The organism is Bifidobacterium goeldii (assembly GCF_003951095.1).
Lineage (GTDB): Bacteria > Actinomycetota > Actinomycetes > Actinomycetales > Bifidobacteriaceae > Bifidobacterium > Bifidobacterium goeldii.
Genome location: NZ_QXGL01000001.1, coordinates 766091 through 792102, shown reverse-complemented (window position 1 = coordinate 792102; position 26012 = coordinate 766091). Strand labels below are relative to the sequence as shown.

Here is a 26012-nt window from a genome sequence, read left to right as displayed (position 1 = left end):
AGTTAGGTGGTGAAACCATGACGTGGCGCATGAGAAGAATTATCCTCTCATGCGCCACGTCAAAACACGGAAATGATCGTCAGCTGGTGATTTCCTGCTTGATCACCTGCAGCCAGTCGGTAGTGACGGTAGCAATGTAATTCCAGTCAGGAACCACACCGCCTTCCAACACACCGCCATCAATAGCAGCCGTCTTGCTCAGCTCATCGTCGCTCAGCGTCACCTTGGAGCTCACCGGGCCGTAGTAGCCCTTCTTGGCAAGCGCACTCTGCGCTTCAGAACCGATCGCATAGTTGAGGAACTTCAACGCTTCCTTCTTGTTCGGAGCACCCTCAACCAAGTTAATGGTCGGGGTGAGGGCCACGCCACCATTCTTCGGCACGACCACGCCAACATTCGTGTTCTCATCAGCGAACGACTTAGCACGCGCATACCAGCCCAAGCCAACCTGAGCAGCGCCGGAAGCTACAGACGTGTACACGTCAGGAGTGGGGGAGAAGGACTGTACCTGGCCACCCTTGAGCTGCTTGAGCTGGTCAATTTCCTTATCAATGGACTTCGTGTAATCATCGCCATTGTCATGCGCCAAGCCGGCGATCAGGCTCAAGCCGAACGCATTATTAATCGACATGACTACCTGGCCCTTATACTCAGGGTTCCACAGGTCTTCCCACTTGGAAGGCGCGTTCTTCACGGTGTCCTTGTTGTAGATCAGTGCAAGGGAGTCAATGTACACGGATGGGCCGTAACCATCTTCCGACTTTGCAGTGTCAACAAGATCGTTAATATTCGGCGCATCGTCGGCAGAAACCTTCGAGAACACGCCCTGCTTGTTGGCATCGCCCTGCGCGGACTTATCAACAATAGCAATGTCGTACGTCTGACGGTTCTTTGCCGCTACCACCTGACCAATGCTTTCAGCAGAGGTCTTCTTCTCGGTGTACTTGATCGTAACGTTCGGGTTCGCCTTCTCGTACGGCTTAATAACCAGCTCTTCGAACTGCTGAGCAAACAGGCCCGGGAAGCCGATAACGCTCACCGTGGTCTTCGCACTCGAAGAAGACGAGACAGTGCTGCCTGCGGAGCCGCACGCAGAAGCCGTCAAGACCAGTGCCGAGGCGGCAAGAAAAGCAATTGCTGATTTGATTTTCATTATGTTCCTTATGGGGTTGATACAAACCTTGTACTAGTTGCAGTGATTACATGCAGTAAACAGTGAAGCGTTGAACACTTAGAACTTGTTCGACTTCAACAGCTTGACCAGATCGTCATTATCAGACAACGGCAGCGAGCAGCTCGGAGACAGCAGGAATGGCCTATCTCCAAACTCTTCAAACGTAGCACGAATCTGATCAATAACCTGCTGCGGGTCAGTGCCCTTAGTAAACAAGCTGCGGTTCACACCGCCCAATGCAGTATGGCCAAAGTCAGCGCTCAACGGCGGGTTACCCGGCAGGTACTGATCCCACTGCAGAATATCAATCGGCCAGTCAGCAAACCATTCCGGATGGCTTGCCGCGCCGCACGTGTGCAGAATCGTCACACCATGCTCAGCACCCTTGAGTGCTTCAAGATCGTACGGCTTGGAGAACTCGTCAAACTGCGCCTTCGAATAATATTCTTCGCTTGCGGTACCCGTCGTCGCATAGAACACGCCGTCGATACCAGCGCCGCCCTGCTGTGTAGGTTCAAGCAGCCACTGCGTGTAGGCGCTCAACGTTTGTGCAATCGCCGACAGTGCTTGCTTTGCAAGTTCCGGATTTTCCGTAATGAGCTGCTGCGAAGTGATTACCGGATTCGCGCCATACGCGTTGCTGCCGTGCGGGAAGCGAGGCAAGCCGGTCAGCCACAGCAGGATGCTCAGCGGAGAAAACAGCGTCTGAATTACCGGGCGGTCAGCAAACTCTTTGCGAACGGTCGCAGCATCCGAAACAAGTTCTTTAAGAACCGGGGAGTCCTTCGGGTCAAGCGGCTGAATCTTGGCAAGATCATCCGTGGTCTTAATCACCGGTTCCACATAACGCGGCAACTTATCCAGATAATCGTCCGGATCAAATTGCGCGCCCCACACTTCTGCCAAATAGGTGGCGCGCGGGTGCAGCTTCACCCAATCCCAATCCCACTTACGCTGGAAGTCAATAGTTGCCTTAATAAACTGTCCAGGATCAAATTCGTTGCCTACCAAGTGCTGCCAAGCACTGCGCGGAATATCTTCAGGCGCAGTTGCTTCGCCGTTCAGCACGCGTTCGAACTTTGCATATTCGCTGGATGCAGTCGCCAACGTAATCGTCCTTCCTTACAGCTTTGCCTGCGAACTGCACACGAGTGCAATCCGCAGTTCCTCACATTCTGGTGCATAGTTAAACATGTCATAGCCGACGACGTGCGTGCTCGGCTATTAACGTTATTTTGAATCGCTTATCAGCGCCACTGAATTGCTGCGCCTGTAACCGATTGCAATATTGTGAAAATAGCGTATTTTCGAGAGGTCGCGGACAGTTCGCTCGGAGCTTATAGGTTTTAGTTATGGCTTATTGCCTTGAAAACCGATGTCATTACGCAAATGTCGCTGTGTGATTTTTGTTATCTTGAACGCAATTTGTATGTAGTTTGTACGTCTACTAGCGATGTACGGAAAAGGGATTTCAATGGTCGATTTCAGTACGCAGGCGATTCACGCAGGATATGAGGCGCGATGTAACGGGGACGCGGTGAGTGTGCCGATTTACGCTTCTGCGGCATTTGAACTTGAAGATGCACTGCGCGGCCAAGCGTTGGCAGCTGGAATTCAAGAGGGATTCGAATATTCACGCGTTGCTAATCCGACCGTTGACGCGTTAGAACGTCGTCTTGCCGCACTGGAAGGTGGCATTGGTGCGGTAGCACTGTCCAGTGGTATGGCAGCGGTTTCATACGCGCTCATGTGTGCAGGCGAGGGCGGCGGTCGTATTATTGCGTCCAAAAACCTGTATGGTGCTTCGGTGGATGCGCTTGGTGATTTTCTTCCACAGTTCGGTATTCACGCTGATTTTGTGCACAATATCAACGATCTTGATGAAGTTGAAGCGCTGATTGGCCCGGATACGCGTGCGATTTTTGCCGAGACTGTTGCGAATCCGTCTACTGAAATCACTGATCTTGAACCGCTTGCCAAGCTCGCACACCAGCATGGTATTGCGCTAATCGTTGATAACACGGTTCCGACCCCATACTTGCTGCGCCCGATCGAGTTCGGTGCTGATATTGTGGTGCACTCCACAACGAAAGGTATTACCGGCCACGGTAATGCAATCGGTGGCGTGATTGTTGACGCCGGACGCTTCGATTGGACTAATGGCCGCTTCCCACAGTTCACGCGCACCGAACAGGTTATTGCTGATATTGAGGGCAATCGCCGGAGTTTTGCGGGCGCATTCGGCAACGCGGCGTTTATTAAGCGCATTCGTATTAAATATTTGCGCACGTTTGGCGCAGTGCAAAGCCCGTTTAACGCATACCTGTCGCTGATCGGACTGGAAACACTGCCGCAACGTGTCAGCCAGCAGGTAGCTTCTGCTACGGCAATTGCTGAACATCTTGCACACACGCCGCATGTTATCAAAGTCAACTATTCCGGTCTTGGTAATACGCCACAGTATGCGTTGAAAGCCAAGTATTTCCCGCATGGCGTCGGCCAGATTCTTTCCTTCCTGGTGGATGGCGATGTCAATAACGTGCGTCGCATTATCGACGGTGTACAGCTGTTCTCCTACGTGCCCAATATTGGTGACGCGCGCTCGCTGATTGTGGACCCGGTCAACATTACGCATCGAGAGGTTCCTGAAGACTATCGACTGTCGGCTGGAGTGACCGGTAATCTCATCCGCTTGTCTATCGGCTTGGAAAGCGTGGATGATCTTATCGCTGATCTTGATCAGGCGATTGCTGGCGCATACTAACGCAGTGCCATATTCAGCGCCTACTCATTGGAAATATGCTGGTTCGCCGGTCGGTAATGGTGTGTTGCCGGCCGGCGTGGCGTATATGCGTTTCCGTGTAAGCGTGTGTCCACCTGCCGGTATGCTTGCCTCATGGTTGGGATACGATGAGACATAGCTCTTTCAACGTGGAAGTGGCTTATGTCATTAGGATTAGGGGGAAATCATGGGGGCTTTCGCCTTCGGGTCTACGCTCATTACGTTTATCGTGATCCTGGTTATTCTCATAGCATTGCTGAGCGCAGCGATTTTTATTGTGCCGCAGCAGCAGGCATACATCATCGAACGTTTCGGTAAATTCCACAAAGTACAGTTCGCTGGCATTCACGCCAAAATCCCATTCGTTGATCGTATTGCCACCAAAACCAATATGCGTGTCAGCCAACTCAACGTGCAGTTGGAAACCAAAACATTGGATAACGTGTTCGTCACTGTTGTGGCGAGTACTCAGTTCCGTGTGAACCCTGAGAACGTAGCGACTGCATACTATGAGCTGCGTGACCCGGCGGGCCAGCTGCGCAGTTACATGGAGGATGCGCTGCGTTCTGCAATTCCTGCACTGTCGCTTGATGATGCGTTCGCGCGCAAAGATGATGTTGCTTTTGACGTGCAAAAGACTGTTGGCAATGAGATGGCACGCTTCGGCTTCACGGTTGTTAAGACGCTGATTACGGCTATCGACCCAAGTCCGCAGGTTAAGAATGCGATGGACTCGATTAACGCGGCTCAGCGTGAGAAGGAAGCTACGCGTCAACGTGCCGAAGCACAGCGTATTCAGATTGAAACCCAAGCTGCTGCAGAAGCAGAAAAGACTCGTTTGCAAGGTGAAGGCCAAGCAAATTATCGCCGTGAAATTGCTAACGGTATCGTCGACCAGATTAAGAGCCTGCAAGCCGTGGGCATGAACATTAACGACGTGAACAACGTGGTGCTGTTCAACCAGTATCTTGATGTGATGCGCTCCCTGTCTGAGTCGACGAATGCGAAGACTGTGGTATTGCCTGCTTCTACGCCTGGCGGTTACGAAGACCTGTACAATCAGGTCACCAAAGCCATGCTCACTGCGAGCGAAACGGCTGGCTCTACGCCGGCCTCTGCTGCACCAGGCGCGCGCACAGCTCAGTAAAAAGCTATAAGTCGATGTAAGTAGCTGGAGCTGCGATCGCAGCTGGACCATGCTCGCCGTTGCTATTGTCAGCGGCCTACAATAGGCCGCATGAGCGAACGTCATGGTCTAATCGTCAATTGCCTGCCGTTAACCGATAAGGAACGGCAGGCTTTTTGTGATGCTGTTGCAGGAACTGGCATCGAACAACAATTCACAGGCGTCAGCGCACAACGCGGCACGATGGTGTGGCATGCGCAAGTGCCTGACGAATTGCGCGCACAAGCCACAGCGATAATCGGCAATATTGCGCCTGAAACATGCGCCGACTACCCCCAGTTGGAATGGTTACAAACATGGAGCGCAGGCGTTGATCGATACGTAGCTCCAGGCGTATTAGCTGACAATGTGCGTGTTACTAACGCAACCGGAGCATACGGGCAAAGCGTCTCCGAACATTTATTTGCAATGATGTGGGCGCTCATGAAAAACGTGCCCATGTATGCGCGTCAACAAAGCGAGCAGCGCTGGCATGACCTAGGCAGCGCGTTAAGCCCAGTCGGCGCTCGCGTGCTAGTTATTGGTACTGGCGATATTGGCTCGCATTTTGCAACACTATGTAAAGCCGTTGGCGCGCATACGATTGGTGTGCGGCGTAACGCTTCCAAGCCAGCAGCAGGCATTGATGAAATGCATGAGTTTGACGAGCTCGACGCACTGCTGCCCGACGCAGATGTGGTGGCATTGATCGTGCCCGCTGCAGATGACACGTATCACCTGATTGATGGACGCCGGTTGACGATGATGAAGTCTACGGCGATCTTATTGAATGCTGGGCGCGGTACGGCTATTGATCCGCGTGCGCTCGCTCACGCACTATCTGAAGATCAGCTGCATGGTGCTGGCCTTGATGTTACAGAACCTGAACCATTACCAGCTGACAGCCCACTGTGGAGCGAGGCTCACTGCCTTATCACGCCGCATGTGGCTGGCGGCAATCATTTGGCGATTACCGAGCAGCGCATTATCGATATCGCATTGCGCAATGTGCGCCATTATGCAGCCGGTGAGCCACTCGAAAACGTGCGCCACTAGTGTGCGACTTTGCGGTTCGCAATATGCAGATACGCGGTTGAGTTGTGTGCTGAGCTAGTTACTGCGGCTCAGTGCTCAACTCAACGGTGCTCAACTCAACGGTGCTCAACTCAACGGTGCTCAACTCAACGGTGCTCAACTCAACGGTGCTCAACTCAACGGTGCTCAACTCAACGGTGCTCAACTCAACTGGCAAGGAATGGGCGAATCGCCTCAGCAGCCGCATACCCCTTGCGGTACATCAGCTCAAGTCCTTCAAACGATTTACTCAACGTTGACAAGCCGCACAAGTCGTCAGGCGCAAGAATAAGCACGCGACCATCCTGCTCATACTTTTTCGCCAACGCTACCTCATCGTTGTAGGTCTGGTAGCGGTTCAGCAGACGTTCTGCCGCGGCCGGGTAGGAGCGTTTCAGAATACGCGCTGGCGCAATATCGCGCTTTTGCTCGCGCAACACATCCTTCAATCGAGTCAAAATAAGCACGACGCGATCGTAACCATCATCCAACGCCTTCTGCACTGGCACCGGATCAGCAATACCGCCATCAAAATACGGCACGCCATCAATCACATATGGTTCGCAGGCTACGGGTACTGCACTTGAAGCTTTCATAATATTGAAATCGTCATAATGCACGTCCGACTTATCAAAATACTTCGTCGAACCATCTTCAGCATTGCATGCCACCACAGTGAACCCTGTAGGGTTAGCTTCAAACGCGGCGAAATCTACCGGATACTCGCCATCATGATTACTTAACGTGCCATAGACGTAATCCAGATTGGCAAAATTATGATTGCGCACATATGAGTCAAAGCTCGCGTACTCTTTGCGAAACGCGTACTCAGTGTAGAACTTATGGTTACGACCATGCTGGCCAGCAATGAACGACACCATATTCGCACTACCAGCGGAAACGCCATAGCAATGGTCAAAGGCAATACCGTCTTCAAGGCAACGGTCCATTACGCCAGCGCCAAAAATCGCGCGGAATCCGCCGCCGACATCAATTAACGCTGTCTTATGCTGTGTGCTACTCATCTTGACCCCCTTAACGATGATTCACTGATAGCGTGAGCTTACGCGCGCAGTCACGACAATGGAAGGTTGTTACCGTTCCAATAGTTCACGCGACAGTGTTGCAATACGCTCACTCGGGTCAGAGTTCGCAAGTTCCACCGAACCGGCTGCATCTTCAGGCGCAAGCTTGCCCAACGATTCCAACACCACACCCAAATGACGCACCGTGCCCTCGTTGCCGTCAATAATCGCCGCCGTATCAGGCAGCAGTTCGCGGAAATACTCACGGTAGAACACAAAATGCGTGCAACCCAACACTACCGAGTCAATCGATGAGAGATCATACTGGTCAAAATACTGGTGCAGCGTATGCATTACCAGATCATGATTATCAAGCTGCCCGCTTTCCACGATTTCTACCAGATCAGGGCAAGGCTCGGGGAAAATCGTATGATCTTCCTTGAACCGATCCATGAGTGCCGCAAACTTGTGTTCACGCAAAGTCAGCGGGGTAGCAGCAACGATCACGCGCTGGCGCACGCCATGACCGCGGTCGCACGCGACTTTCAACGCTGGTTCCATGCCGATAATCGGGAAATCATACAAGTCGCGCAACTCGTTGACAGCAGCAGAAGTGGCGGTATTGCAAGCGATCACCACCGCTTTCACACCTTGTTCCACGAAGCGTTTCACAATGCGCAGACTGAGCTCACGCACCTGCTCGGGGGTTTTGACACCATACGGAGCATGAGCGGAATCACCAAAATACAGCACGCGCTCATGAGGCATGTCATGCACCAGTTGACGCACTACTGAAATGCCACCTAATCCGGAGTCAAATACGCCGATCGGCGCCGTCGAAGTCATAGCCGTCTGCCGCCTTTCCTCATCAGTCCATCAGTGTTCGCGGTCAATATTCGTACGCGTTTGTCTCTACGCCTCTACGCACGCCGGCGGTTTCAGCCTGTGAGCTGAACTGTGCCGACTGCGTGAGCCTAGTAACGTTCACCAGCGTAGTGCATGGAATGTGGTAGTCGTGTGGCGCTCGCCGCGAGACGCGCGATTTCAACAGTGCTGCATAACGGTAGGCTGGTGATTATGAGCATTCCAAACATCGTATACAAAGCACACGCGACCGGCAATGATTTCGTCGTTTACGCTGATCCCACAGGTGAATTTGCGCCGAGCGAGGACGAAATTCGCTCGCTGTGCGATCGTCATTTTGGTATTGGCGGCGATGGTTTGCTGCGTCTGACTCATCCGGAATATGTAGCGGATCTCTCCGCTGAACAGCTTCAGACGTGCCAGGCTGGGGGAGCGGAATGGTTTATGGATTATCGCAATGCAGACGGTTCGCTTGCTGAAATGTGCGGTAACGGTACGCGCGCGACTGCTTTGTTCGCTCAGCGCGAGGGGTATGCGCCTGCTGGCGAACCATTGCGATTAGGAACGCGCGCCGGCGTGAAAATACTGACACCGTTGGGCGATGTGGCACCGTATGGTCGCGACGTGTACCAAGTGGATATGGGCGCGTGGACGATGGGCGCACAGGATGCATACCAAGTGACCATTCCTGGCACTGAGGGCAGTGCAAACGGCACGTTTGTAGACATGGGCAATCCGCATGTGGTGGCTCTAGTAGAGGGCGCTGGCTCCACACTTCCTCAAGTAGAAGCGTTGAATTTAGTAGTGAAGCCACGCGTTGAGCCGGTGATTGAGACCGATCAGAACGTTGAATTTGTGCGCATTGACGATATTGATCGCGCTCAAGGATGCGGTTGGGCCACTATGCGCGTCAACGAGCGCGGTTGTGGCGAAACACTCTCCTGCGGCACCGGCTTGTGCGCTACAGGCGTGACGTTGCGCGCGAAAACCGGTATTGACCATTGGGATATTACGGTGCGCGGCGGCACACTGCGCGTAGACGTGACAGATGACGATGTGAAGCTGACTGGTGCTGCGACGATCGTCGCACAAATCACACTGCTGTAATCGAATAACTGAATGCGCATTCGTCACTATTGACCACGACGGCCCGAGGAGAAATCTCCCCGGGCCGTCGTCTATGTAAGTAGGTCAGTAGCTAAGTATCGTTGATGTTTACGCGAAAATCGCGGGTCCATCAACAACCAAAATCAGCGTAATAATCGCCAGTACCCACACCACATCAACCATAAGATCAAAGTTGAGACGGTAGTACTTGCTCAAACCGCGCGCATTACGCGGCATATGCTGCACACTCACTGTGGCATGGCTGAAGGCCATGAACTGGATCGTGGAGGAGAACATCAGCACCAAGCAGTAGGGGCACAGCGCGTTGATGACGAACATTGACTGCGTGAACAGCCAGTACGCGTACAGGATCGCGGCGAGCGAGCCGAGCCACGTGCACAAGGCGAACCAACGGGGCACTACAACGCGAGCAAGTCCAATGACTGCAATAGTGACGAACACGGATTCAGCCGCGATACCGAAGAACGCGTTCGGGAAGCTCAAGCCGGCAAACTTGATGAATTCTGCCTGCCATGATTGTGCCACTGTTGAACACGATACGAGCGCGTTCACATCACAACCGAGCTTGGCATCAGGGTGACGTGCGAGTTGCAGCGTTTCAGCGGCCAGCATGAAGGAAACAAACAATGCAACCACTGAAGCAATCAGCGCAATGAGATACGTCCATGTTGCACTATGCCGAAAACCGCGTAGTGCAGTCGAATCAGTATTGGCTGCGATTGTGCTCGTCGTAGTAGCTGCTTCGGTGTCGTTATGGCTCATAGTGCCTCGCTTCCCCTGTCGCGTCTCTGGTGTGTGCATCCCAGTGTAAGGCGCGTACTGCCCGACAACCGATATGTGCACGTGTTGCCGCGCGCAGTGAGGCTGCTGCACAATGCTTATAGCGCTCTGCGCGTCCGGCGTGTGTCTGGCATGTCAGCGCATACGATGGTGTGTATGACTCGTATTGACATCGTGAACGTGCCTCCGCAGGAGGGCTGGGACATTCATTGCCATACGGTGTTTTCTGACGGGACTAAAACGCCTGAAGAACTTGTTGAGCTCAGCCATGATATTGGATTGCATGGCGTGTCTATTTCGGACCATGACACGACCAGCGGCTGGCCAGATGCGCAACGTGCAGCGCAGGCGGCGGGCATGCCCCTGTTACGCGGTACAGAGATCACCGCATGTGATGGGGACGTATCAGTGCACATGTTGGCGTTCCAATATGATCCGCGGGACCGGCATACGTCGGATTTATTTGCGCATACGCGTGAAGCGCGATTGAAGCGTACGAAAGCAATGGTGGCGCGTTTAAGCGAGGATTATCCGATTAGCTGGCAGTCAGTGCTCGATCAAGTCAAAGAAGGTGGACGTACCACAGTTGGGCGCCCGCATATTGCTGACGCTCTGGTGGCTGCCGGCGTGTACACGAACCGCTCGGAAGCGTTTGCTGGCGTGGTCAGCGCATCATCGAAATATTACATTCCAACACCATCGCCAACCACGCATGAAGTGCTTGCAGCAGTAGCGGCAGCGGGTGGTGTGGTGATTATCGCGCATCCTGGCGCATTAAACCGCAATCGTGTGCTGCTATCAGACGCACAATTAGAGTGCTTGATTAACGAGGGGCTTGACGGGCTTGAAGTGTGGCATCGTGATAATCCGCCCGAGCAGCGTGAGCGTTTGCTGGCGATCGCACAACGCCATCATCTGCTGGTCACCGGCGGCTCGGATTGGCATGGCGCCGGCAAACCGAACGTATTGGGTGAGAATCTCACCGATGACGCAACCGTGGCGGAAATTGTGCGTCGCGGAGCGATTCCGCTCGCGTAAGCGCTCGCACATTACCAATGTAGGGGTGTAGCTCACTGGAACTACACCCCTACATTGGTAATTGCAAACTCAGTAATTGCACCGGTTTGCTGTTGCTGCTAACAACTGCTGATCACAGTGCGCCGAAACCAACAGCATGCTTGGTTTCAGAACCGATCACCGCATAGCCGAGTGCGTTTGCCGGCACCACAATATGGCGGCCCTTCTCGTCAAGCAGCTTAATCGGCGTACCTGCTGACAGCGCCGATTCAATAGCGGCAGTCACTGTTTCAGCACTGTCATCGGTGCTGAACGTGACCGGGCGGGCAACATTCTGGATGCCAAGTTCGATATCCATAATTCCTCTTTCGCTGTACTGTGACTGTCGTTACTTAACGGCCGTGCGCTCTTACATGAACTGTCTGCGGCGATAAGCCTGTGACCATGCTGCCTACTCTAAGAGCAGTGGGGCAACTAGTTACGCTTTGGGCGTGTTGTCATTCGTATCGTCATCAAGGTCATCATTGGTGCCAGCGGTTTGCACAATATCGTGACTATCAGTGTCATCGGTTTCCACGCTGACAGTCACGGCAGCATCACCCGTATCGTCATCATCTTCAGCGCTATCTGCCGTAGTAATTGGCGTTTGTGCGACCGTCACTGTTTCAGACGTGTGCTTCGCACTTGCCGAAGGAATCAGACTCGACTGCGCATCACGCATAGCCCGCTCTTCACGCTCAAGAAGCGGAATCGCAATCGTTGGCGCTTCCTGCGACTGAGACTGCTGCGGTTTTGCGGAAGCAAACGGCGATCGTGCAGCCGGATACGATGCCGGCGCTGCTGCCGCCATATTCCACACCGACGGTGTTGTAGTTGACGATGCGGCAGTTGATGGCGTTGCAACCGATGGCGTTGCCGTCGATGATGCGGCCGCTACCGGAGCATGATCGTCAGTCTTATCATCCGCGTCAGTTGACGACGATGCAGAGGTTGCTACACGGTGTACAACGATCGTCTCCGATGAGGAGGCTTCCTGATTCGTCCACGTAGAGGCAGCGTTATACGCAGTATGAGCGCGCGTGACCGGTGCAGCACTCGGCTGCGTAGCGCTCACCGTGCCTGCAGCTTGAATATCAGCTGAACCGGTGCGATCGGTCTCATCAGTTTCATCATTCGGATCGGCGGCGCGGTCAGCAGCGCGGTCGGCTCGCGATTGCGCCGCAGCCTGACGGCGTTCCTCGGCATCCAGCAATGTGCCCACCGTAATCGTCGAAGGATTGCGGCTACTGGCAGCACTAGCAGTCGTGGTTGTCGTGCGCTGCTGCTGAGTAAAGCGCCCCAACTGGTGAGCGAGTCGCTCCACCTGCGCTTTGAACTGCATGATTTTCTGACTATCCGCACGGTTCAATGCGGAAATAAAATCACCCACCTGCTCCATTTGCAGCCACAGGTTAGCGCGCAGCATGATGAGATCATCAAGACGTGAACCCATCATGCGACCGTATGCAGCAAGAACTGCATTGCGATGATCATTGTCCAACTTGGCGAAAATCCACGCCAAATCACGCGCAGGATCATTGACCTGCATATCCTGCCAGTTCGTGATCGCAGTAATCGTAGACCCTTCAAACAGGAAGTCACCATCCGAAAAGCCGCCATGTACCGGGCAAGTCAAAAACGACCACAAGCCTTCAGTTTCAATAATGCTGGACCAGCTTGCCGTAATTTCAGCAGGCACATGACCCGCCTGCTGCAAACGCTTAATCCACGCAGTCAACTGCGCGCGAATCTGCCCCGTAGTAAACACAGGGTACGATTCAGCCTGCAAAAAGTTCGGGCGCAACCGGTGAATCGCACCAATTGCCGTGCCTACACTCGCGCAATCGTCTAATGTCAGCAACGTTAACGGGCGTGCAGTGCCTGCACGATGGGTGGCTGCCATCACCGCAGTGCCACCGGTGACACTGTTCTCGCCCTTGCCATCCGCGAATGCAAGCACATTATCCAACGCAAAACCCAAAGCGGCTGGGTCTTTCGCACGCTTAAGCGTCTGCGCTGCACGCACACGGCCCTGTAAGCGCTTACGGCCCTCGTCGCTATCGCAAGCGTACACGTCATACTGTCGGCCTGCAGCGTCCTGCACAACGGCCTGATCGATGCCTACTGCGGCGTCTGTATCATTGCCTTGGTCACTAGCGCGTACGCCGGCCACGACGATGCCAGGCATAATCGCCGAGGTAAGCGCCGCCAACATAAGATTGCTTCGATGAGTCACACTCCCACACTAATACATTCGCTCGTCTACCGTGTCGAGACGTGGCCGCGAAGAGCGCGGAAACACGGCCATTTGAGCAACTCTGTGGCGCAATACGCTGTTTGTGCGACACAATGGAGGCATGGCAGACACGACTTTAACGCCTGAAGCGATTCTTGAGGGGCTTGACGAATCGCAGCGGGCCGCCGCCAGCGCGGCGAACGGGCCTGTGCGTATTATCGCCGGCGCTGGAGCTGGCAAAACACGTACCGTTACTCGCCGTATCGCCTACGCGTGCGCGCGCGGCGACTGGGATGCTCGCCGTACGCTCGCCGTCACATTTTCGGTAAAAGCCGCTGCTGAAATGCGTTCACGATTGAAAACCCTAGGCATTGGCGACGATGTGACCGCCGCAACCTTCCATTCGGCCGCATTGCGCCAATTGCGCCGCGTATGGCCTGACATTTGCGAAGCACCATTCCCACACGTTACTGACGATCAGCGCGATATTGTCGAACGTGCATTGCGTCGCGTTACCAACATGGCTGACGTAGAACCCGCGCGCATTCGCGATGTGCGCGCGGAAATCAACTGGGCAAAAATATCGCTCATCGCCGGTGATGATTACGCACGTGTGTGCGCCAGCCAGCACCGCGAGCCGCCCGCAGATCTCGACCCAGCGCGCTTTGCTGACGTGTACGCCGCCTACGAGCAAGAAAAAACCGCGCGCGGGCAGATCGACTTCGACGATATTTTGCTGCTTACCTGCCATGTGCTCGACGATTTCGAAGAAGCTGCCGCTTCGATCCGCTCATCTATCGGCTGGCTGACGGTCGACGAATACCAAGACGTTTCGCCGCTACAACACCGGCTTATGCGACTGTGGCTTGGTGATAATCGCAACGTGTGCGTAGTTGGCGACCCCGCGCAGACCATCTACTCGTTTGCTGGAGCAAGCAGCTACTATCTGCTGCATTTTGCGGATGAATTCCGCCCGCTGAGCGCTGATATCACGCTTGGTACTGACTATCGCTCTACGCCACAAGTAGTGCGCTATGCGAATCGCGTATTAGCTGGGGCACCCAATCGCAGCGACTATTTAATCCTTGCTTCAGGGCGCGAAAACGGGTTGCGAGTCGGTCATGCTGTATACGACACGGATGCTGATGAGGCACAAGGCGTTGCTGCACGCATTGCGCGCATGGTTGCTCAAGGCGCTCATCCAGCAGACTTTGCCATACTCACGCGCATTAACGCACAACAACCAACCATTTGCGCTGCGCTGAAAGCTGCAGGTTTGCGCTACCGCGTGCGCAGCGATGCTGGATGGCAAGCGAGTGCGCTCGCCGACGATGCGCAAAGCAAACTTGCGCTATTGGAAGCGATGGGATTAAGCGCTAATGCTGGCAGCGTGACGGTTTCGACGATCCATGCCTCGAAGGGCTTGGAATTTCCGTATGTGTTTATGATCGGCTGTTCAGAAGGACTGATGCCATACGGTTCACCGCAACCGGGGGATGCGCTTGAAGAGGAGCGTCGACTCATGTATGTGGGGGTGACGCGCGCAGAAAACGGATTGTGCATGTCATACGCGCGTTCTAAAGACGGCAGTAGTCGAGGCAATCGCACTGTGAGCCGATTCCTCGCATAGTTGAGTTGTTGTGCAAAACCGAGAACGCCTTCGCTTCAGTGAGTGTGCTGAAGCGAAGGCGTTCGTATTGTTCGCGCAACTGTTGATGCTCTAGTTATGCCAACTATGCAGCATCCGGATGAGGCGTATCGGGGGAGTCGGGCGCAGACTCATTGCCGTTATCTGCGTCGCCGTTGTTCCCATCGCCGCCGTCTTCATCAAGTAGCTTGCTGAGCTCAGCATCCCAGTCGATCGTCGAACCGGTAGCATCCTGCGCACTGTTGGACGCGCCTGCGCCAGATGCGTCAGTTCCAGAAGCAGGATGATCAATCGAAGCTGCTGATGTACCATCCTGCGCGGTCTCCTCGGCCGGCAGTGCAGGCAGCAGATCAGGATGAGACCACTTTGCGTCACGCGCTTCAATACCATCCGCGCTGGTAATCCGCTCCCACAAAGCTGCCGCTTCACGCATACGCTTCGGACGCAGCTGCATACCCAGCAGGGACTCGAACGTACGCTCAGCAGGGCCTCCAACCGCACGCTTACGACGCATCATCTCACGAAGCTGCTCAATATGCGGAATGTGTGCCATGCCGGCACGCCACGTTACGCAATCAACCCAGCCTTCAACCAGCGCCAACATCGTCTCCAACGATGCCAATGCAGCCTTCTGCTCCGGCGTATCCGGAATACCAACCTTCGTAAGATTCACCGCATCAGAAATCGACTCAGGATCCATCGCAGCAGCATCACGCAACTGCTCCTCCATCGCGTCAAGATCAATAGTGATACCGCGCGCATACTTGCCAATCAACGCTTCAAAACGAGGCATCAGCCACGGCACTGCAGCAAACAGACGCGCATGCGCCACTTCACGCAATGCCAAAAATGCCGTCACTTCAGCCACCGGAATATCCAACGATTGCGCATATTCGGCAATATTCTGCGCAATCAGCGCGCCGGCCGGATTCTTCAACAAGGCAATACCCTGATCAAAACCGCCATTCACTTCACGCGACAAATCACCAGCAGCATAACCAAGCTGCATAGAGAACGATGTATTGCCCAGCAAGCGAATCATCTGCGCAGGGTTCTTCATACCATCAGGAATTGGAATCGGCACAGGGCCAGCAAACATGCCAGTCACTTCGCCGCCAAACGAGTCACCCAAACGGTCAGCAATCACCGACGCCAACGCATCATTCATCGACTGTGCAACCGGAGCTGCAAACTGCGCCCACGCATCCAGCGTCTTGTCAACCCAACCCGCGCGCGTCAACGTTTCCGGCTCACCCGGAGCGGGATCGAATTGGCATGCAGTATCCAGCCACAAATTCGCTTCACTCATAGCGCGACGCGTCAAATCAGCAGCCTGCGCGTTCACCACAGTCTGCGAGCCATCAGCATTCGCTTTCTGCAACGCCAGCGACTTCGCAAGCTTTACATTGATAGGCCCAGAATCAACAGTGCGTTGCATGTCGCCAACCGTGTTCAAACCGCCGGTAGTAAACGCCTGCATAAGCGCTTGCACTTCAGCAGGCTTCGGTAGCTTACTCACATCCTGACTCATCAATTGTTCGCGAATCTCAGGCGGTAGCTCAGAAAGCTGATTCCACGCCATCTCACCCTGCACCGGTCCGAAGCAGTCGATAAACCACTGCCGCATCGCGTTCTCATCCATGGTGTTCCCCGCCTTATGTGTTAACGTCAGTTGATTCCATATTATGGGAGGTATGCCGAATATGCAGTCGAAACGCCAACTTCACGCGCACAGCGCATTACACGGTGACATGGCACAACACCAAAGTGTTCAGCCAGGGCAGCCAGACGGTAATGAACCATCAACTAACAGTCTGCGCGCTCGCGCACATGCATACTTCTCATCGCACACACTGCGCTATTTCGCTGGCGCAATCGCTGTAGCATTATGCGCCGCAGTCATGGTGATGCCCAGCGCGTACGTGGTAGAAGGACCAGGGCCGACGCAAGACGTATTAGGCAAGACTGGCGGCAAATCAGTCATCGCAATTACCGGCGCAGACACGCAACCCACCTCCGGCAAGCTGCTGCTCACCACCGTGAACGCTTCCGGCGTACCCGGCTATCCAGTGACCAACGCGCAAGCAATGTGGGCTTGGCTTGACCCACAACAAACAGTGATGCCGCGCGAAGCCGTCGTACCAGTAGGGCAAACCAGTGAAGAATACGCCAACAAATCCGCTCAACAAATGAGCGCTTCCGAGAACGCTGCAGCCAAAGCCGCGCTCGCGTTCCTCGCTCAGCAAGGCATGGACGTAGAAGACGTGAAGGTCAGCATGCACGTCGACGATATTGGCGGCCCATCCGCAGGCATGATGTATGCGCTTGGCGTCATCGACAAGCTCACCGAAGCAGACGAAACAGGCGGCAAGATCATCGCCGGTACAGGAACGATGAACGCCAAGGGCAAAGTCGGTGCAATCGGTGGTATTCGACTGAAAATGATTGGCGCGAAACGTGACGGCGCACAGTGGTTTATTGCCCCCGAATCAAACTGCGACGAAGTAGTTGGACATGTGCCTGATGGACTTCACGTCGTGAAAGTATCGACGCTAGATGAGGCGTATCAGGCGCTGGTTGCTATTGGCGAAGGCAAGGGGGGTACCTTGTCTGGGTGCACTGTCAAGCAGTGATGACGCGTTTTGCATGAAAAAAATCCCAAGGACACGGTGTGTTAACGTCGTCGCGCCATACGTTTTGGTAATGTGTTCACCGTGAATGAAACGGCATCACAGAATGGTGAAGAATTCGGATTCGAACCCGGCGACATCGTGCAGGAATGGCTGTGGGATGATGACGTCGACGATTCAATCCGCGCCAAAATTGAAGATCTAACTGGTGAGGACCTAGTCGACGAGGATTATGATTCCGCTGTTGACGGCGTAATCATTTGGTGGCGCGACGGCGATGATGAGGATGAACTGTCCGACACCATCGTGGACGCTTACTCCGTACTGGGCGATGATGGCCCGCTGTGGGTGTTGACGCCAAAGCCCGGTCGCCCGGGAGCGGCGAGCTCGAGCACCGTACAGTCCGCAGCTAAGACCGCTGGCATGAATGCTGCAACTCCACTGACCGTTGGGCCAGATTGGAACGGTATTCGCCTGCGCGCCTTTGGTAAAGGCCGCTGAGGGCTTAAGGTAAGTCACTACCGCTAACACATTGTTATATGCCAGCGATATCAGATAGTTACATGTGGTATCGCTGGCATTGCGTTATGCCTAAACGGCTGAACAACTGCGCTTGCTTGTGCACTGATTGCTGAGAGCTGATCGCTGAAAAACACAGCAGTGACAGATCAGCGGTAACGAAATGACAATATTGCGACGATAGTGCAAAGTGTTGAAAGTTGAACAAGGTGGGCAATAAGGGACTCGAACCCCTGACATCCACCGTGTAAAGGTGGCGCTCTAACCAACTGAGCTAATTGCCCGCAACGTGTGCAGTCATACACTGTAGCGTATGGTCCGTATTAAGGCGTGCATCGGCGAGTCCACACTGTTGTGGGGGCGTGTCTTAAGGCCAGAAAGGAATCGCAGGCCGGTCGCGTCGCAACGCTCACGTAAAGTGAATGCCAGTACAACAATCCTAGGAGGTCGGTAACCAATGGCGCAGAAGGACGCAGAAGCGAAAGGCGCGGGGATTGCGCGCGTCGGTAAGCGCAAGTGGGGTTACGATCCCGCTCAGGTGGACGCCTTTCTTGACCGGGCACACACGCTGTATGAAAGCGAAGATGACAGCTTAACCCAGCAGGATATTCAAAACGTGTCGTTCGACCTCGCCAAGGGTGGCTATGACATTGCGCAGGTGGATGCGGCGCTGGCTCGCCTCGAACAGGCAGTAGTGGATCAGCAAACAACGCGCGAAATTACCGATCACGGCCGCGTTGCATGGAAGGCTCGTACCGAGGAGCTGTACCGTCAAGTGTGCGATCACGCTAGCCGTGGACTCGGGGAGCGTTTTGCGCGTGGCCGCGATAGCAGGCCTTCATATGATCGCAAGCAAGTCGATCGAATCATTGATCAGATTATCGACAAAGCATCGTTGGGTTTGGGCGCGGAAGATATTGACGATCAGACCGCTAAGAAACTCGCTGACGTCAATTCCACGTCTGTTGCCAATGTGATTTTCACCCAGCGCAAAGGCAAGCGCGGTTATGACGAGCGTCAAGTTGATTTTTATCTCAACGTGTGCGTGCAGCTGCTCAGCCGTCTAGAGTCTTTTGCGCGTGTTGCTGACTACATTGGCGCGTCTTCGGAGTCTTCGACTGCGACCGCAACTGCGGCAGCAACGCCACGATCTGCTTCTTCAGTGACCCCGCTGTTTGGCGACGGCGACGCGTATGCGTCCGCGCAGTCTGATGTTCCGGCAGCTCCGATCGCACAGCCTGATGACAATCCATCCTTCAGCGAACTGCACGAGGCAGAGGCTGCACTCTTCACTTCTGCCGCAGCCACGACTGCCGCTGCTGACACAACTCCAGCGCCGGCAGCCGCACCTGCCGCAGCACCGGTTCCGCCTGCACCGCAGCCCGTAGTGGCGCAGTCTGTGCCGCCACAGCCTGTGGTAGCAGATACGGCAGCATCCAACGGTGACGCATCGCTTGCTGCACTGTCTCGCCTTGCGGGTCAGGCTGATGAGCCGCAACTGCCATCGTTCGCGCCAGCTGTTTCGGCTACTCCTGCCGCTCCAGCCGCGCCTGCCGCTCCGGCAGTATTCGCAGAGCCAGCTGCCCCTGTTGCACCGCAGTCGCAGCCCGCAATGCCACTGTTTGACCAGCCGCAGTCTGCGCCAGCGCCTGAAACAATGCCGGTCTCGTTTGCGCCAGCAGCTAAGCCGCAGCGCCGTACCGGTTCAATTCCTAAGCCGGTTATCCAGCCAGTCGTGCAGCCTCTTGCAAGCGCTGACGCGGCTGACACTGCCGCTGCAGGAGCCGACAGCACGTCTGCAGCTCCACAGGCACGCGTCACGCAGTCCATTCCGCTCAACGTTCCTACGCATCCGCAGGAGCCTTCCACTGGTTCTTCAACCGCTGCAAAGCACAATGAGGATCCGAACAGTTCCTTCCCGAACCTCTACTTCGATCCAGCGGTAAGCATGAGCTTTGATATTCCTGATCTTTCGTTCCCCACGCTTAACACAACGGAAGAGAACGATTCCACCACGCCGAAGAAGGACTGAACATCACCGTTCAGCCATTATTCACAATCGATATTCATACGGTAAGGAGCTGAGCAACAAGCGATGAGTCAGCGCAACGAAACGGTCGTCGTCCTCGGATCGACCGGGTCGATCGGCACACAAGGACTTGATGTTATTTCACGCCATCCAGAACGCTTCACCGTCACCGGTTTAGCTGCTGGAGGAGCCCACGTGGAACTGCTCGCCCAGCAGGTTGTGCGCTTCCGCGTGCCGCAGGTCGCCGTATGGAATGTTGACGCGGTACCCGCGCTGCGTCGTGCGCTCGATGACGCCGGCGCTCCCTATACGCAAATACAAGCTGGCCCGCAAGCCGTTATTGGCATGGCTGGCAGCGGTGCCGGTGTGGTGCTCAATGGCATCACCGGGTCAATTGGCCTTGAACCGTCAATCGCAGCACTTAAAGCTGGCTCGCAGCTTGCACTAGCGAATAAAGAATCCGTTGTAGCTGGCGGTCACTTACTCTTTAGCGCTCAAGTGCGTGATGACCAGATCAATCCTGTTGATTCGGAACATTCCGCGATCTGGCAGTCACTACGCTCTGGCACACATGGGGAAGTTGCCAAGCTCATTGTGACCGCGTCTGGCGGTCCGTTCCGTGGGCGTACACGCGCGGATATGACCAATATCACGCCAGAACAAGCGTTGAATCATCCAACGTGGCATATGGGCCCTGTGGTGACGATTAACTCGTCCACGCTGATGAACAAGGGTCTTGAAGTGATCGAGGCGAGCCGACTGTTTGATGTGCCGCCGGAACGCATTGAGGTAACCGTGCACCCGCAGTCCATCGTCCATTCGATGGTTGAATTCTGCGACGGTGCAACGATTTGCCAAGCCTCCCCGCCAGACATGCGCCTGCCGATCGCGCTCGGCCTATCGGCTCCTGAACGTCTGGATAATGTTGCTGCTGCCTGCGATTGGACACAAGCTGCCACATGGACGTTCGAACCGTTAGATGACGAAGCGTTCCCTGCGGTCTCGCTCGCCCGCCAGTGCCTTGCTGCTTCCGAAAAGCACACGGCAGTACTCAACGCGGCCAATGAGCAGGCAGTGCACGCGTTCCTTGATCACCGCCTTACATACCTCGGTATCGTTGACACGGTTAAAGCCGTGCTTGACCAGATGGATGCCGAGCTACGCGGCGATCCACTGTTCGCATCCGTGGAGGAAATGAGTCAAGTCGAGCTTGAAGCACGTCATCGCGCCGATGATCTGATAAACAAGACGATTTGAGACACAAACAGTAGCTATCTTCACGTGCGGGCTGTCACGTGGAAAAGGAAAGACATGAGCCTGAACACTGTTGACAAACCGTTCCGCAAGACCGGCGACCCAGTGACGCTGACCAGTGAATCGCCACTGCACCCGCGCCGCAAGTCGCGCCGTATTATGGTCGGTCCAGTGCCAGTGGGTGGTGGAGCGCCTATTTCTGTGCAGTCGATGACTAATACGCTCACGGCTAATGTGCCTGCCACGCTTCAGCAAATCGCAGAGCTGACTGCCGCCGGTTGCGATATTGTGCGTGTTGCCGTGCCCAGTCAGGATGATGCTGACGCACTGCCTGAGATTGTGCGCAAGTCGCCGATTCCGGTAATCGCTGACATTCACTTCCAGTCCAAGTATGTGTTCCAAGCTATCGATGCTGGTTGCGCGGCTGTGCGCGTCAATCCTGGCAATATTCGCAAATTCGATCAGGTTGGACCTGATATTTGCAAAGCGGCTACGGACGCGGGTATTTCTCTGCGCATTGGCGTCAACGCGGGCTCGCTAGATAAGGATTTGTACGCCAAGTATGGCGGTCCGACTCCTGAAGCGCTGGTTGCTTCCGCATTGAAGGAAGCGCACATGTTCGAAGATGTTGGCTTCCACGATTTCAAGATTTCCGTCAAGCATCACGATGTGATCACGATGGTGCAAACGTACCGTCTGCTCGCCTCTAAAGGTGATTGGCCACTGCACTTGGGTGTTACCGAGGCTGGCCCCGCATGGCAGGGCACGATCAAATCCTGCCTCGCATTTGGCGCGCTTTTGGCCGAGGGTATTGGTGACACGATTCGTGTGTCACTGTCAGCACCGCCAGTTGAAGAAGTAAAAGTCGGCTGCAAACTGCTCGAATACATGGGATTGCGCCCGCGTAAGTTCGATATTATTTCCTGCCCGAGCTGCGGGCGTGCGCAGGTTGATGTGATTCAGCTCGCTACTGCGGTAACTGAAGGATTGAAAGATATTACGGCACCGATTCGCGTGGCTGTCATGGGCTGCATTGTGAACGGTCCAGGTGAGGCGCGCGAAGCGGATCTTGGCGTAGCTTCCGGCAACGGCAAGGGGCAGATCTTCATCAAGGGCAAGGTCATTAAAACAGTTCCTGAAGATCAGATCGTCGAAACACTACTGGATATCGCTAACGATATTGCGGCGAATATGGAAGCGAACGGTGAAGTGCCAGCGGGTGCTACCGGTCCGGTGGTTATTCCCATTCAGCACCCGAATAGGGCTGCATGAGCCAGTCGATGACAACGGACCAGTCGACTACTGGCGCGGCAACTTCGCCATCGAGCGCGCGCCCGTGGAGCCGCGGGCGACGTTTGATGCTGAGCTTGCCGATATTCATTATTCTGATGGGCATACTCGTATTCGTATCGAATGCAACCGCAGTGCCGTGGAATAATGAGCCGACTGGTCAAACCATTGCCACCTTATCTGCAGATACGCAAGTCACTTTTGATAATCCTGATGGGCTTGCATTGCCATCGCTGGGCAGTTATGAGGTGGTTGAACGCTCGGTGTGGATTCACGCGAAACGCCCGTCCACTGGTGAAGTTCAGCGCGTGCATGTGCTTATTCGTCAGCCTGTTGGCGCGGGGGAGCAGCTGCCAGGCGTGGTGTTTATGCATGGTGCGGGCTATGGCACCGCACAGAATTCGTTTGGCGATGTGGCACAATCAATGGCTTCAGCTGGATTTGTGACTGCAGTATTGGATAAACCAGCATGGTCTACCAGTGATATAGACCGCGACTATCCAGCTTCCGCGCGCGTATACGACCAGGTCATTAATCTGTTGCGTGATCTACCTGAAGTTGATGATGCCAAGGTTGGTATTTATGCGACAAGCGAGTCGACGTGGGTGTCATCGTATTTACTGGATATTGACCATAACGTCGCCTTCCAAATCCTGTTAAGCCCCATGGTGTATTCGCCGCGACAATCATTGGGATTCTTTGTTACTCAAGACTTCACATTGGTGGGGGCTAATGAGGGATATCAGTCGCTGGTACGCCGCGTATTTAGTGCCGACAGCGACTTGTTTGGCTTAACTAATCTTGACATCAATACGCTCGACCCACAGGCCTATTCCATTCCCACGTTCGTAGCATATGGTTCAAAAGATGTAATGACCGCGCAAGTTGAAGGTACTGAAGCCATGCTGCACATGGCGCATCAGGCCGGTAACTGGGATATGACGATACGCAGCTACCCGGTAGCCAACCATGTGCTGCGTTTGGGCGACGAATCCGAAACGGGAACGCCGCTTGCTGATCGATATGTCACTGATCTTATCGATTGGGCAGTGGGCACCGTTCATGGGCTACAACAAACCAGCGAACGCGTGGCTGGCGTCAAACTCTACCAATCAATCACCGTGCCCAAAGACCTACATGCCATGCGAGGGCTGACGGTGTACGGTCTGATCGTGCATGTGTTTATGCTCATTATGTTGTGTGCGGCGCTCATTGTCTCAATGGTGGCGTTGGGGCGTACGATCCGATTGCGTTGGCGCAAACAGCATGGTGCGCTTAAACAGCATGGTGCGCTTAAACAGCATGGCGCGCTTGGTTTCTCGCACGGATTCGGCAGCCAACTGTTGACCCTGACGATCACCACGCTGGCAACGCTTGTGCTGTTTGCTGCGGGCATTGGCCAAGTAGTTATCGCGGTCATCAAGCTCGCATGGGGTGGTGCGCCTGACGAGAATCCTGGGCTGATTTATTGGAGTTGGCCGGTTATTCAAGTAGTGTGCACGCTGGTGGTTTGGGCTTGGTCGCGTGTGTTCGCCCGATTGATTGAAGTCGCCTCAATGCGAGGCATGATCAGCTGGCCTCCGCGCAAAGGTTCTATTCGCGCCGTGGTCACTGGCCGCGAACCAGTACTCGCTTCCACTCGTCTTGGCCGCGTACTGTTTTGGGTGACTGCTGCTGCCATGTTCGGTGTGCTACTTGTCTTCGCGTTTTGGGGATTGTTTATTTATTAACGGTTTACTAGCGTGAGCGAGTGTTTGCCAGCGCTGCAGGCTGTGCGCGCGGTGTGTGCTGGGAGCAAGTGCGGAAAGGAGATGTGCTATGCCACTGTATCGTGACGAAGGCGTTGTACTACGCACTGTCAAACTCGGCGAAGCGGACCGCATTATCACCTTGCTCACACGCACGCATGGCAAGATTCGCGCGGTCGCCAAAGGCGTACGCCGAGTGAAATCACGATTCGGTGGTCGCCTCGAACCATTCATGCGCGTTGACATTCTGATCGCCACTGGTCGGTCGCTCGATGTTGTGTCACAAGCAGAATCGATCGCCGCATACGCTGCTCCAATCTGCGCCGACTATGACGCATATGAGGTAGCGAACGTCATCGTTGAAACAGTCGATAAGCTCGTATCAGCAGAAAATGAGCAGGCGAGTGCGCAGTATCGTCTGCTGATCGGAGCACTCAACGCGCTCGCGAAGCATGCTCACCCGGCTGCAGCAATTGGCGACTCGTACGTACTGCGCGCGCTTGCGTTAGCTGGTTGGACACCGCGATTGCGGTCATGCGTGGTGTGCGGGCGAGTAGTAGATAGTAGCGAGCGAGTGTTTCTGTCGGTCGCTGGCGGTGGTGTGATGTGCGCGGCTGACCGAACTCCGGATGCGCAACCGTTGAGTAATGATGAGCGTGTGCGCATGATTGCTGCAGTCGATGGTGATTGGACGGTGCTGGATGAACCAATGCCTCACGTATCGATCCGTCACTTTGTTGAAGAGTGGGGGGAGTATTACCTTGAGCGGCCGATTCGTTCCCTGCGCTTGCTAGATTAGCGGGTATGGCTTTCGAAAACGTCGATTACACGTCGCTGAACATTCCGGCGGCACCTTTTTCCGACCCGTCTATCATTCCTGATTTTCCGAAGAACAAAGTGCCTCGCCATGTGGGCGTGATCATGGATGGCAACGGACGCTGGGCCAAACAGCGCGGCATGATTCGCACGAACGGGCATCAAGCCGCCGAGCCTGTGGTGTTCGATACGATTGCGGGTGCGATTGAAGCAGGCGTGCGTTACCTGTCGCTGTATACGTTCTCCACTGAGAACTGGAAGCGTTCCCCGCAGGAAGTGCGCTTTCTGATGGGTTTCTCGCGTGAGATTATTCACCGTCGTGTGGCGCAGATGGACGAGTGGGGCGTGCGCGTGCGCTGGTCTGGCCGCCGGCCGAAGCTGTGGAAATCGGTGATCGACGAGCTTGAGATTGCGCAAGAGCGTACGAAGAACAATAAGGTTATCGACGTGGTGTTCTGCATCAACTATGGTGGGCGTGCAGAGATTGCGGACGCGTGCGCGGCGATTGCGCGCGAGGTGCGCGATGGTCGCATTTCTGGCGATCGTGTGACTGAGAAGATGATTGCTGATCACTTGTATCTGCCTGACGTGCCTGACTGCGATTTGGTGATTCGTACTTCTGGCGAGCAGCGCACGTCGAACTTCCTGCCGTGGCAGGCTGCTTACGCCGAGCTTGACTTCGTGCCTGAACTGTTCCCTGACTGTGGGCGTGAAGTGCTGTGGCGTTCCATTGACCACTACATTCATCGTGATCGTCGTTTTGGTGGCGTAACCAAGTAACGAGTAGCTAGCCC

General features: G+C 54.8%; 22 protein-coding genes, 1 tRNA gene and 1 pseudogene. 15 read left to right on the top strand and 9 right to left on the bottom strand.

The features are described 5' to 3' along the window. Window positions 1–79: 79 nt before the first annotated feature. Window positions 80–1153 carry an extracellular solute-binding protein gene (locus D2E25_RS03400; RefSeq protein ID WP_125979599.1) on the bottom strand — a complete coding sequence of 358 codons (1074 nt, stop codon included), beginning with the start codon at window positions 1151–1153 and terminating at the stop codon, window positions 80–82. A 78-nt stretch (window positions 1154–1231) separates the two neighbouring features. Next, window positions 1232–2281 carry a uroporphyrinogen decarboxylase family protein gene (locus D2E25_RS03395; RefSeq protein WP_164514687.1) on the bottom strand — a complete coding sequence of 350 codons (1050 nt, stop codon included), beginning with the start codon at window positions 2279–2281 and terminating at the stop codon, window positions 1232–1234. Window positions 2282–2648: 367 nt separating this feature from the next. Between D2E25_RS03395 and D2E25_RS03390 the strand changes: the two genes are divergently transcribed. The 4 genes and pseudogenes from D2E25_RS03390 to D2E25_RS10880 form a co-directional block, all read left to right on the top strand. Continuing rightward, complete coding sequence (locus D2E25_RS03390; RefSeq protein ID WP_125979594.1) at window positions 2649–3938, top strand: O-acetylhomoserine aminocarboxypropyltransferase/cysteine synthase family protein; 1290 nt, start codon at window positions 2649–2651, stop codon at window positions 3936–3938. A 205-nt stretch (window positions 3939–4143) separates the two neighbouring features. Next, window positions 4144–5103, top strand: a complete 960-nt coding sequence (locus D2E25_RS03385) for an SPFH domain-containing protein (protein ID WP_125979592.1) — start codon at window positions 4144–4146, stop codon at window positions 5101–5103. Between the two features lie 90 nt (window positions 5104–5193). Next, window positions 5194–6177 (top strand): D-2-hydroxyacid dehydrogenase, encoded by a 984-nt coding sequence (locus D2E25_RS03380; protein WP_125979590.1) that lies wholly within the window; start codon window positions 5194–5196, stop codon window positions 6175–6177. A 61-nt stretch (window positions 6178–6238) separates the two neighbouring features. Beyond that, window positions 6239–6352 (top strand): annotated as a pseudogene (locus D2E25_RS10880) (pentapeptide repeat-containing protein); the annotation flags it as partial. Between the two features lie 10 nt (window positions 6353–6362). Here the strand turns inward: D2E25_RS10880 and D2E25_RS03370 are convergent. Together D2E25_RS03370 and murI are read right to left on the bottom strand one after the other, a co-directional pair. Then, window positions 6363–7220, bottom strand: a complete 858-nt coding sequence (locus D2E25_RS03370) for a patatin-like phospholipase family protein (protein ID WP_125979588.1) — start codon at window positions 7218–7220, stop codon at window positions 6363–6365. Between the two features lie 69 nt (window positions 7221–7289). Further along, window positions 7290–8066: a glutamate racemase gene (murI, locus tag D2E25_RS03365; RefSeq protein ID WP_125979586.1), complete on the bottom strand. Its 777-nt coding sequence runs from the start codon at window positions 8064–8066 to the stop codon at window positions 7290–7292. Window positions 8067–8297: 231 nt separating this feature from the next. On the opposite strand from murI, the gene dapF reads away from it, so the two are divergent. Further along, window positions 8298–9191 carry a diaminopimelate epimerase gene (dapF, locus tag D2E25_RS03360; RefSeq protein WP_125979584.1) on the top strand — a complete coding sequence of 298 codons (894 nt, stop codon included), beginning with the start codon at window positions 8298–8300 and terminating at the stop codon, window positions 9189–9191. A 108-nt stretch (window positions 9192–9299) separates the two neighbouring features. On the opposite strand, the gene D2E25_RS03355 is transcribed toward dapF, so the two are convergent. Beyond that, window positions 9300–9974 (bottom strand): vitamin K epoxide reductase family protein, encoded by a 675-nt coding sequence (locus D2E25_RS03355; protein ID WP_125979581.1) that lies wholly within the window; start codon window positions 9972–9974, stop codon window positions 9300–9302. Between the two features lie 165 nt (window positions 9975–10139). Here D2E25_RS03355 and D2E25_RS03350 point away from each other — a divergent pair, with 165 nt between their 5' ends. Next, the gene (locus D2E25_RS03350) at window positions 10140–11030 is read left to right on the top strand and encodes a PHP domain-containing protein (RefSeq protein ID WP_420897319.1); all 891 of its coding nucleotides are present in this window, start codon (window positions 10140–10142) and stop codon (window positions 11028–11030) included. A gap of 112 nt (window positions 11031–11142) precedes the next feature. Here D2E25_RS03350 and D2E25_RS03345 read toward each other — a convergent pair whose 3' ends face one another. Then, entirely contained in the window at window positions 11143–11367 is a 225-nt protein-coding gene (locus D2E25_RS03345) for a DUF3107 domain-containing protein (RefSeq protein ID WP_125979575.1), read from the bottom strand. A gap of 120 nt (window positions 11368–11487) precedes the next feature. Continuing rightward, the gene (locus D2E25_RS03340; protein ID WP_125979915.1) at window positions 11488–13263 is read right to left on the bottom strand and encodes a phosphotransferase; all 1776 of its coding nucleotides are present in this window, start codon (window positions 13261–13263) and stop codon (window positions 11488–11490) included. Window positions 13264–13405: 142 nt separating this feature from the next. Between D2E25_RS03340 and D2E25_RS03335 the strand changes: the two genes are divergently transcribed. Then, window positions 13406–14914, top strand: a complete 1509-nt coding sequence (locus D2E25_RS03335) for an ATP-dependent helicase (RefSeq protein ID WP_125979573.1) — start codon at window positions 13406–13408, stop codon at window positions 14912–14914. 103 nt (window positions 14915–15017) lie between these two features. Here D2E25_RS03335 and D2E25_RS03330 read toward each other — a convergent pair whose 3' ends face one another. Then, complete coding sequence (locus D2E25_RS03330; RefSeq protein ID WP_125979572.1) at window positions 15018–16574, bottom strand: zinc-dependent metalloprotease; 1557 nt, start codon at window positions 16572–16574, stop codon at window positions 15018–15020. Window positions 16575–16683: 109 nt separating this feature from the next. Between D2E25_RS03330 and D2E25_RS03325 the strand changes: the two genes are divergently transcribed. Together D2E25_RS03325 and D2E25_RS03320 are read left to right on the top strand one after the other, a co-directional pair. After that, window positions 16684–17565, top strand: a complete 882-nt coding sequence (locus tag D2E25_RS03325; RefSeq protein ID WP_420897311.1) for a YlbL family protein — start codon at window positions 16684–16686, stop codon at window positions 17563–17565. Window positions 17566–17646: 81 nt separating this feature from the next. After that, window positions 17647–18063 carry a DUF3052 domain-containing protein gene (locus tag D2E25_RS03320; protein ID WP_125979568.1) on the top strand — a complete coding sequence of 139 codons (417 nt, stop codon included), beginning with the start codon at window positions 17647–17649 and terminating at the stop codon, window positions 18061–18063. Between the two features lie 228 nt (window positions 18064–18291). Here the strand turns inward: D2E25_RS03320 and D2E25_RS03315 are convergent. After that, window positions 18292–18365: transfer RNA gene (locus D2E25_RS03315), tRNA-Val, on the bottom strand. A gap of 173 nt (window positions 18366–18538) precedes the next feature. On the opposite strand from D2E25_RS03315, the gene D2E25_RS03310 reads away from it, so the two are divergent. The 6 genes from D2E25_RS03310 (at window position 18539) to D2E25_RS03285 (ending at window position 25998) form a co-directional block, all read left to right on the top strand. After that, window positions 18539–20113, top strand: a complete 1575-nt coding sequence (locus D2E25_RS03310) for a DivIVA domain-containing protein (RefSeq protein ID WP_125979567.1) — start codon at window positions 18539–18541, stop codon at window positions 20111–20113. A 63-nt stretch (window positions 20114–20176) separates the two neighbouring features. Beyond that, window positions 20177–21367 (top strand): 1-deoxy-D-xylulose-5-phosphate reductoisomerase, encoded by a 1191-nt coding sequence (dxr, locus tag D2E25_RS03305; protein WP_125979565.1) that lies wholly within the window; start codon window positions 20177–20179, stop codon window positions 21365–21367. 54 nt (window positions 21368–21421) lie between these two features. Beyond that, window positions 21422–22636, top strand: coding sequence for a flavodoxin-dependent (E)-4-hydroxy-3-methylbut-2-enyl-diphosphate synthase (gene ispG / locus D2E25_RS03300; protein WP_206430718.1), 1215 nt, complete (start codon window positions 21422–21424; stop codon window positions 22634–22636). An 86-nt stretch (window positions 22637–22722) separates the two neighbouring features. After that, a complete protein-coding gene (locus tag D2E25_RS03295; protein ID WP_125979911.1) occupies window positions 22723–24384 on the top strand; it encodes an alpha/beta hydrolase family protein in 1662 nt (553 codons plus the stop codon). A gap of 88 nt (window positions 24385–24472) precedes the next feature. Then, window positions 24473–25201 carry a DNA repair protein RecO gene (gene recO, locus D2E25_RS03290; protein ID WP_125979564.1) on the top strand — a complete coding sequence of 243 codons (729 nt, stop codon included), beginning with the start codon at window positions 24473–24475 and terminating at the stop codon, window positions 25199–25201. A gap of 5 nt (window positions 25202–25206) precedes the next feature. Beyond that, the gene (locus D2E25_RS03285; RefSeq protein ID WP_125979562.1) at window positions 25207–25998 is read left to right on the top strand and encodes an isoprenyl transferase; all 792 of its coding nucleotides are present in this window, start codon (window positions 25207–25209) and stop codon (window positions 25996–25998) included. Window positions 25999–26012: the final 14 nt, after the last annotated feature.

Coding starts and splice junctions, on each gene's coding strand:
- D2E25_RS03390 (WP_125979594.1), top strand. CDS start 2,649: ATGGTCGATTTCAGTACGCAGGCGATTCACGCAGGATATGAGGCGCGA.
- D2E25_RS03285 (WP_125979562.1), top strand. CDS start 25,207: ATGGCTTTCGAAAACGTCGATTACACGTCGCTGAACATTCCGGCGGCA.
- D2E25_RS03385 (WP_125979592.1), top strand. CDS start 4,144: ATGGGGGCTTTCGCCTTCGGGTCTACGCTCATTACGTTTATCGTGATC.
- D2E25_RS03380 (WP_125979590.1), top strand. CDS start 5,194: ATGAGCGAACGTCATGGTCTAATCGTCAATTGCCTGCCGTTAACCGAT.
- D2E25_RS03330 (WP_125979572.1), bottom strand. CDS start 16,574: ATGGATGAGAACGCGATGCGGCAGTGGTTTATCGACTGCTTCGGACCG.
- dapF (WP_125979584.1), top strand. CDS start 8,298: ATGAGCATTCCAAACATCGTATACAAAGCACACGCGACCGGCAATGAT.
- D2E25_RS03345 (WP_125979575.1), bottom strand. CDS start 11,367: ATGGATATCGAACTTGGCATCCAGAATGTTGCCCGCCCGGTCACGTTC.
- D2E25_RS03310 (WP_125979567.1), top strand. CDS start 18,539: ATGGCGCAGAAGGACGCAGAAGCGAAAGGCGCGGGGATTGCGCGCGTC.
- ispG (WP_206430718.1), top strand. CDS start 21,422: ATGAGCCTGAACACTGTTGACAAACCGTTCCGCAAGACCGGCGACCCA.
- recO (WP_125979564.1), top strand. CDS start 24,473: ATGCCACTGTATCGTGACGAAGGCGTTGTACTACGCACTGTCAAACTC.
- D2E25_RS03325 (WP_420897311.1), top strand. CDS start 16,684: ATGGCACAACACCAAAGTGTTCAGCCAGGGCAGCCAGACGGTAATGAA.
- D2E25_RS03400 (WP_125979599.1), bottom strand. CDS start 1,153: ATGAAAATCAAATCAGCAATTGCTTTTCTTGCCGCCTCGGCACTGGTC.
- D2E25_RS03370 (WP_125979588.1), bottom strand. CDS start 7,220: ATGAGTAGCACACAGCATAAGACAGCGTTAATTGATGTCGGCGGCGGA.
- D2E25_RS03355 (WP_125979581.1), bottom strand. CDS start 9,974: ATGAGCCATAACGACACCGAAGCAGCTACTACGACGAGCACAATCGCA.
- D2E25_RS03295 (WP_125979911.1), top strand. CDS start 22,723: ATGCTGAGCTTGCCGATATTCATTATTCTGATGGGCATACTCGTATTC.
- dxr (WP_125979565.1), top strand. CDS start 20,177: ATGAGTCAGCGCAACGAAACGGTCGTCGTCCTCGGATCGACCGGGTCG.
- D2E25_RS03335 (WP_125979573.1), top strand. CDS start 13,406: ATGGCAGACACGACTTTAACGCCTGAAGCGATTCTTGAGGGGCTTGAC.
- D2E25_RS03350 (WP_420897319.1), top strand. CDS start 10,140: ATGGTGTGTATGACTCGTATTGACATCGTGAACGTGCCTCCGCAGGAG.
- murI (WP_125979586.1), bottom strand. CDS start 8,066: ATGACTTCGACGGCGCCGATCGGCGTATTTGACTCCGGATTAGGTGGC.
- D2E25_RS03340 (WP_125979915.1), bottom strand. CDS start 13,263: ATGTTGGCGGCGCTTACCTCGGCGATTATGCCTGGCATCGTCGTGGCC.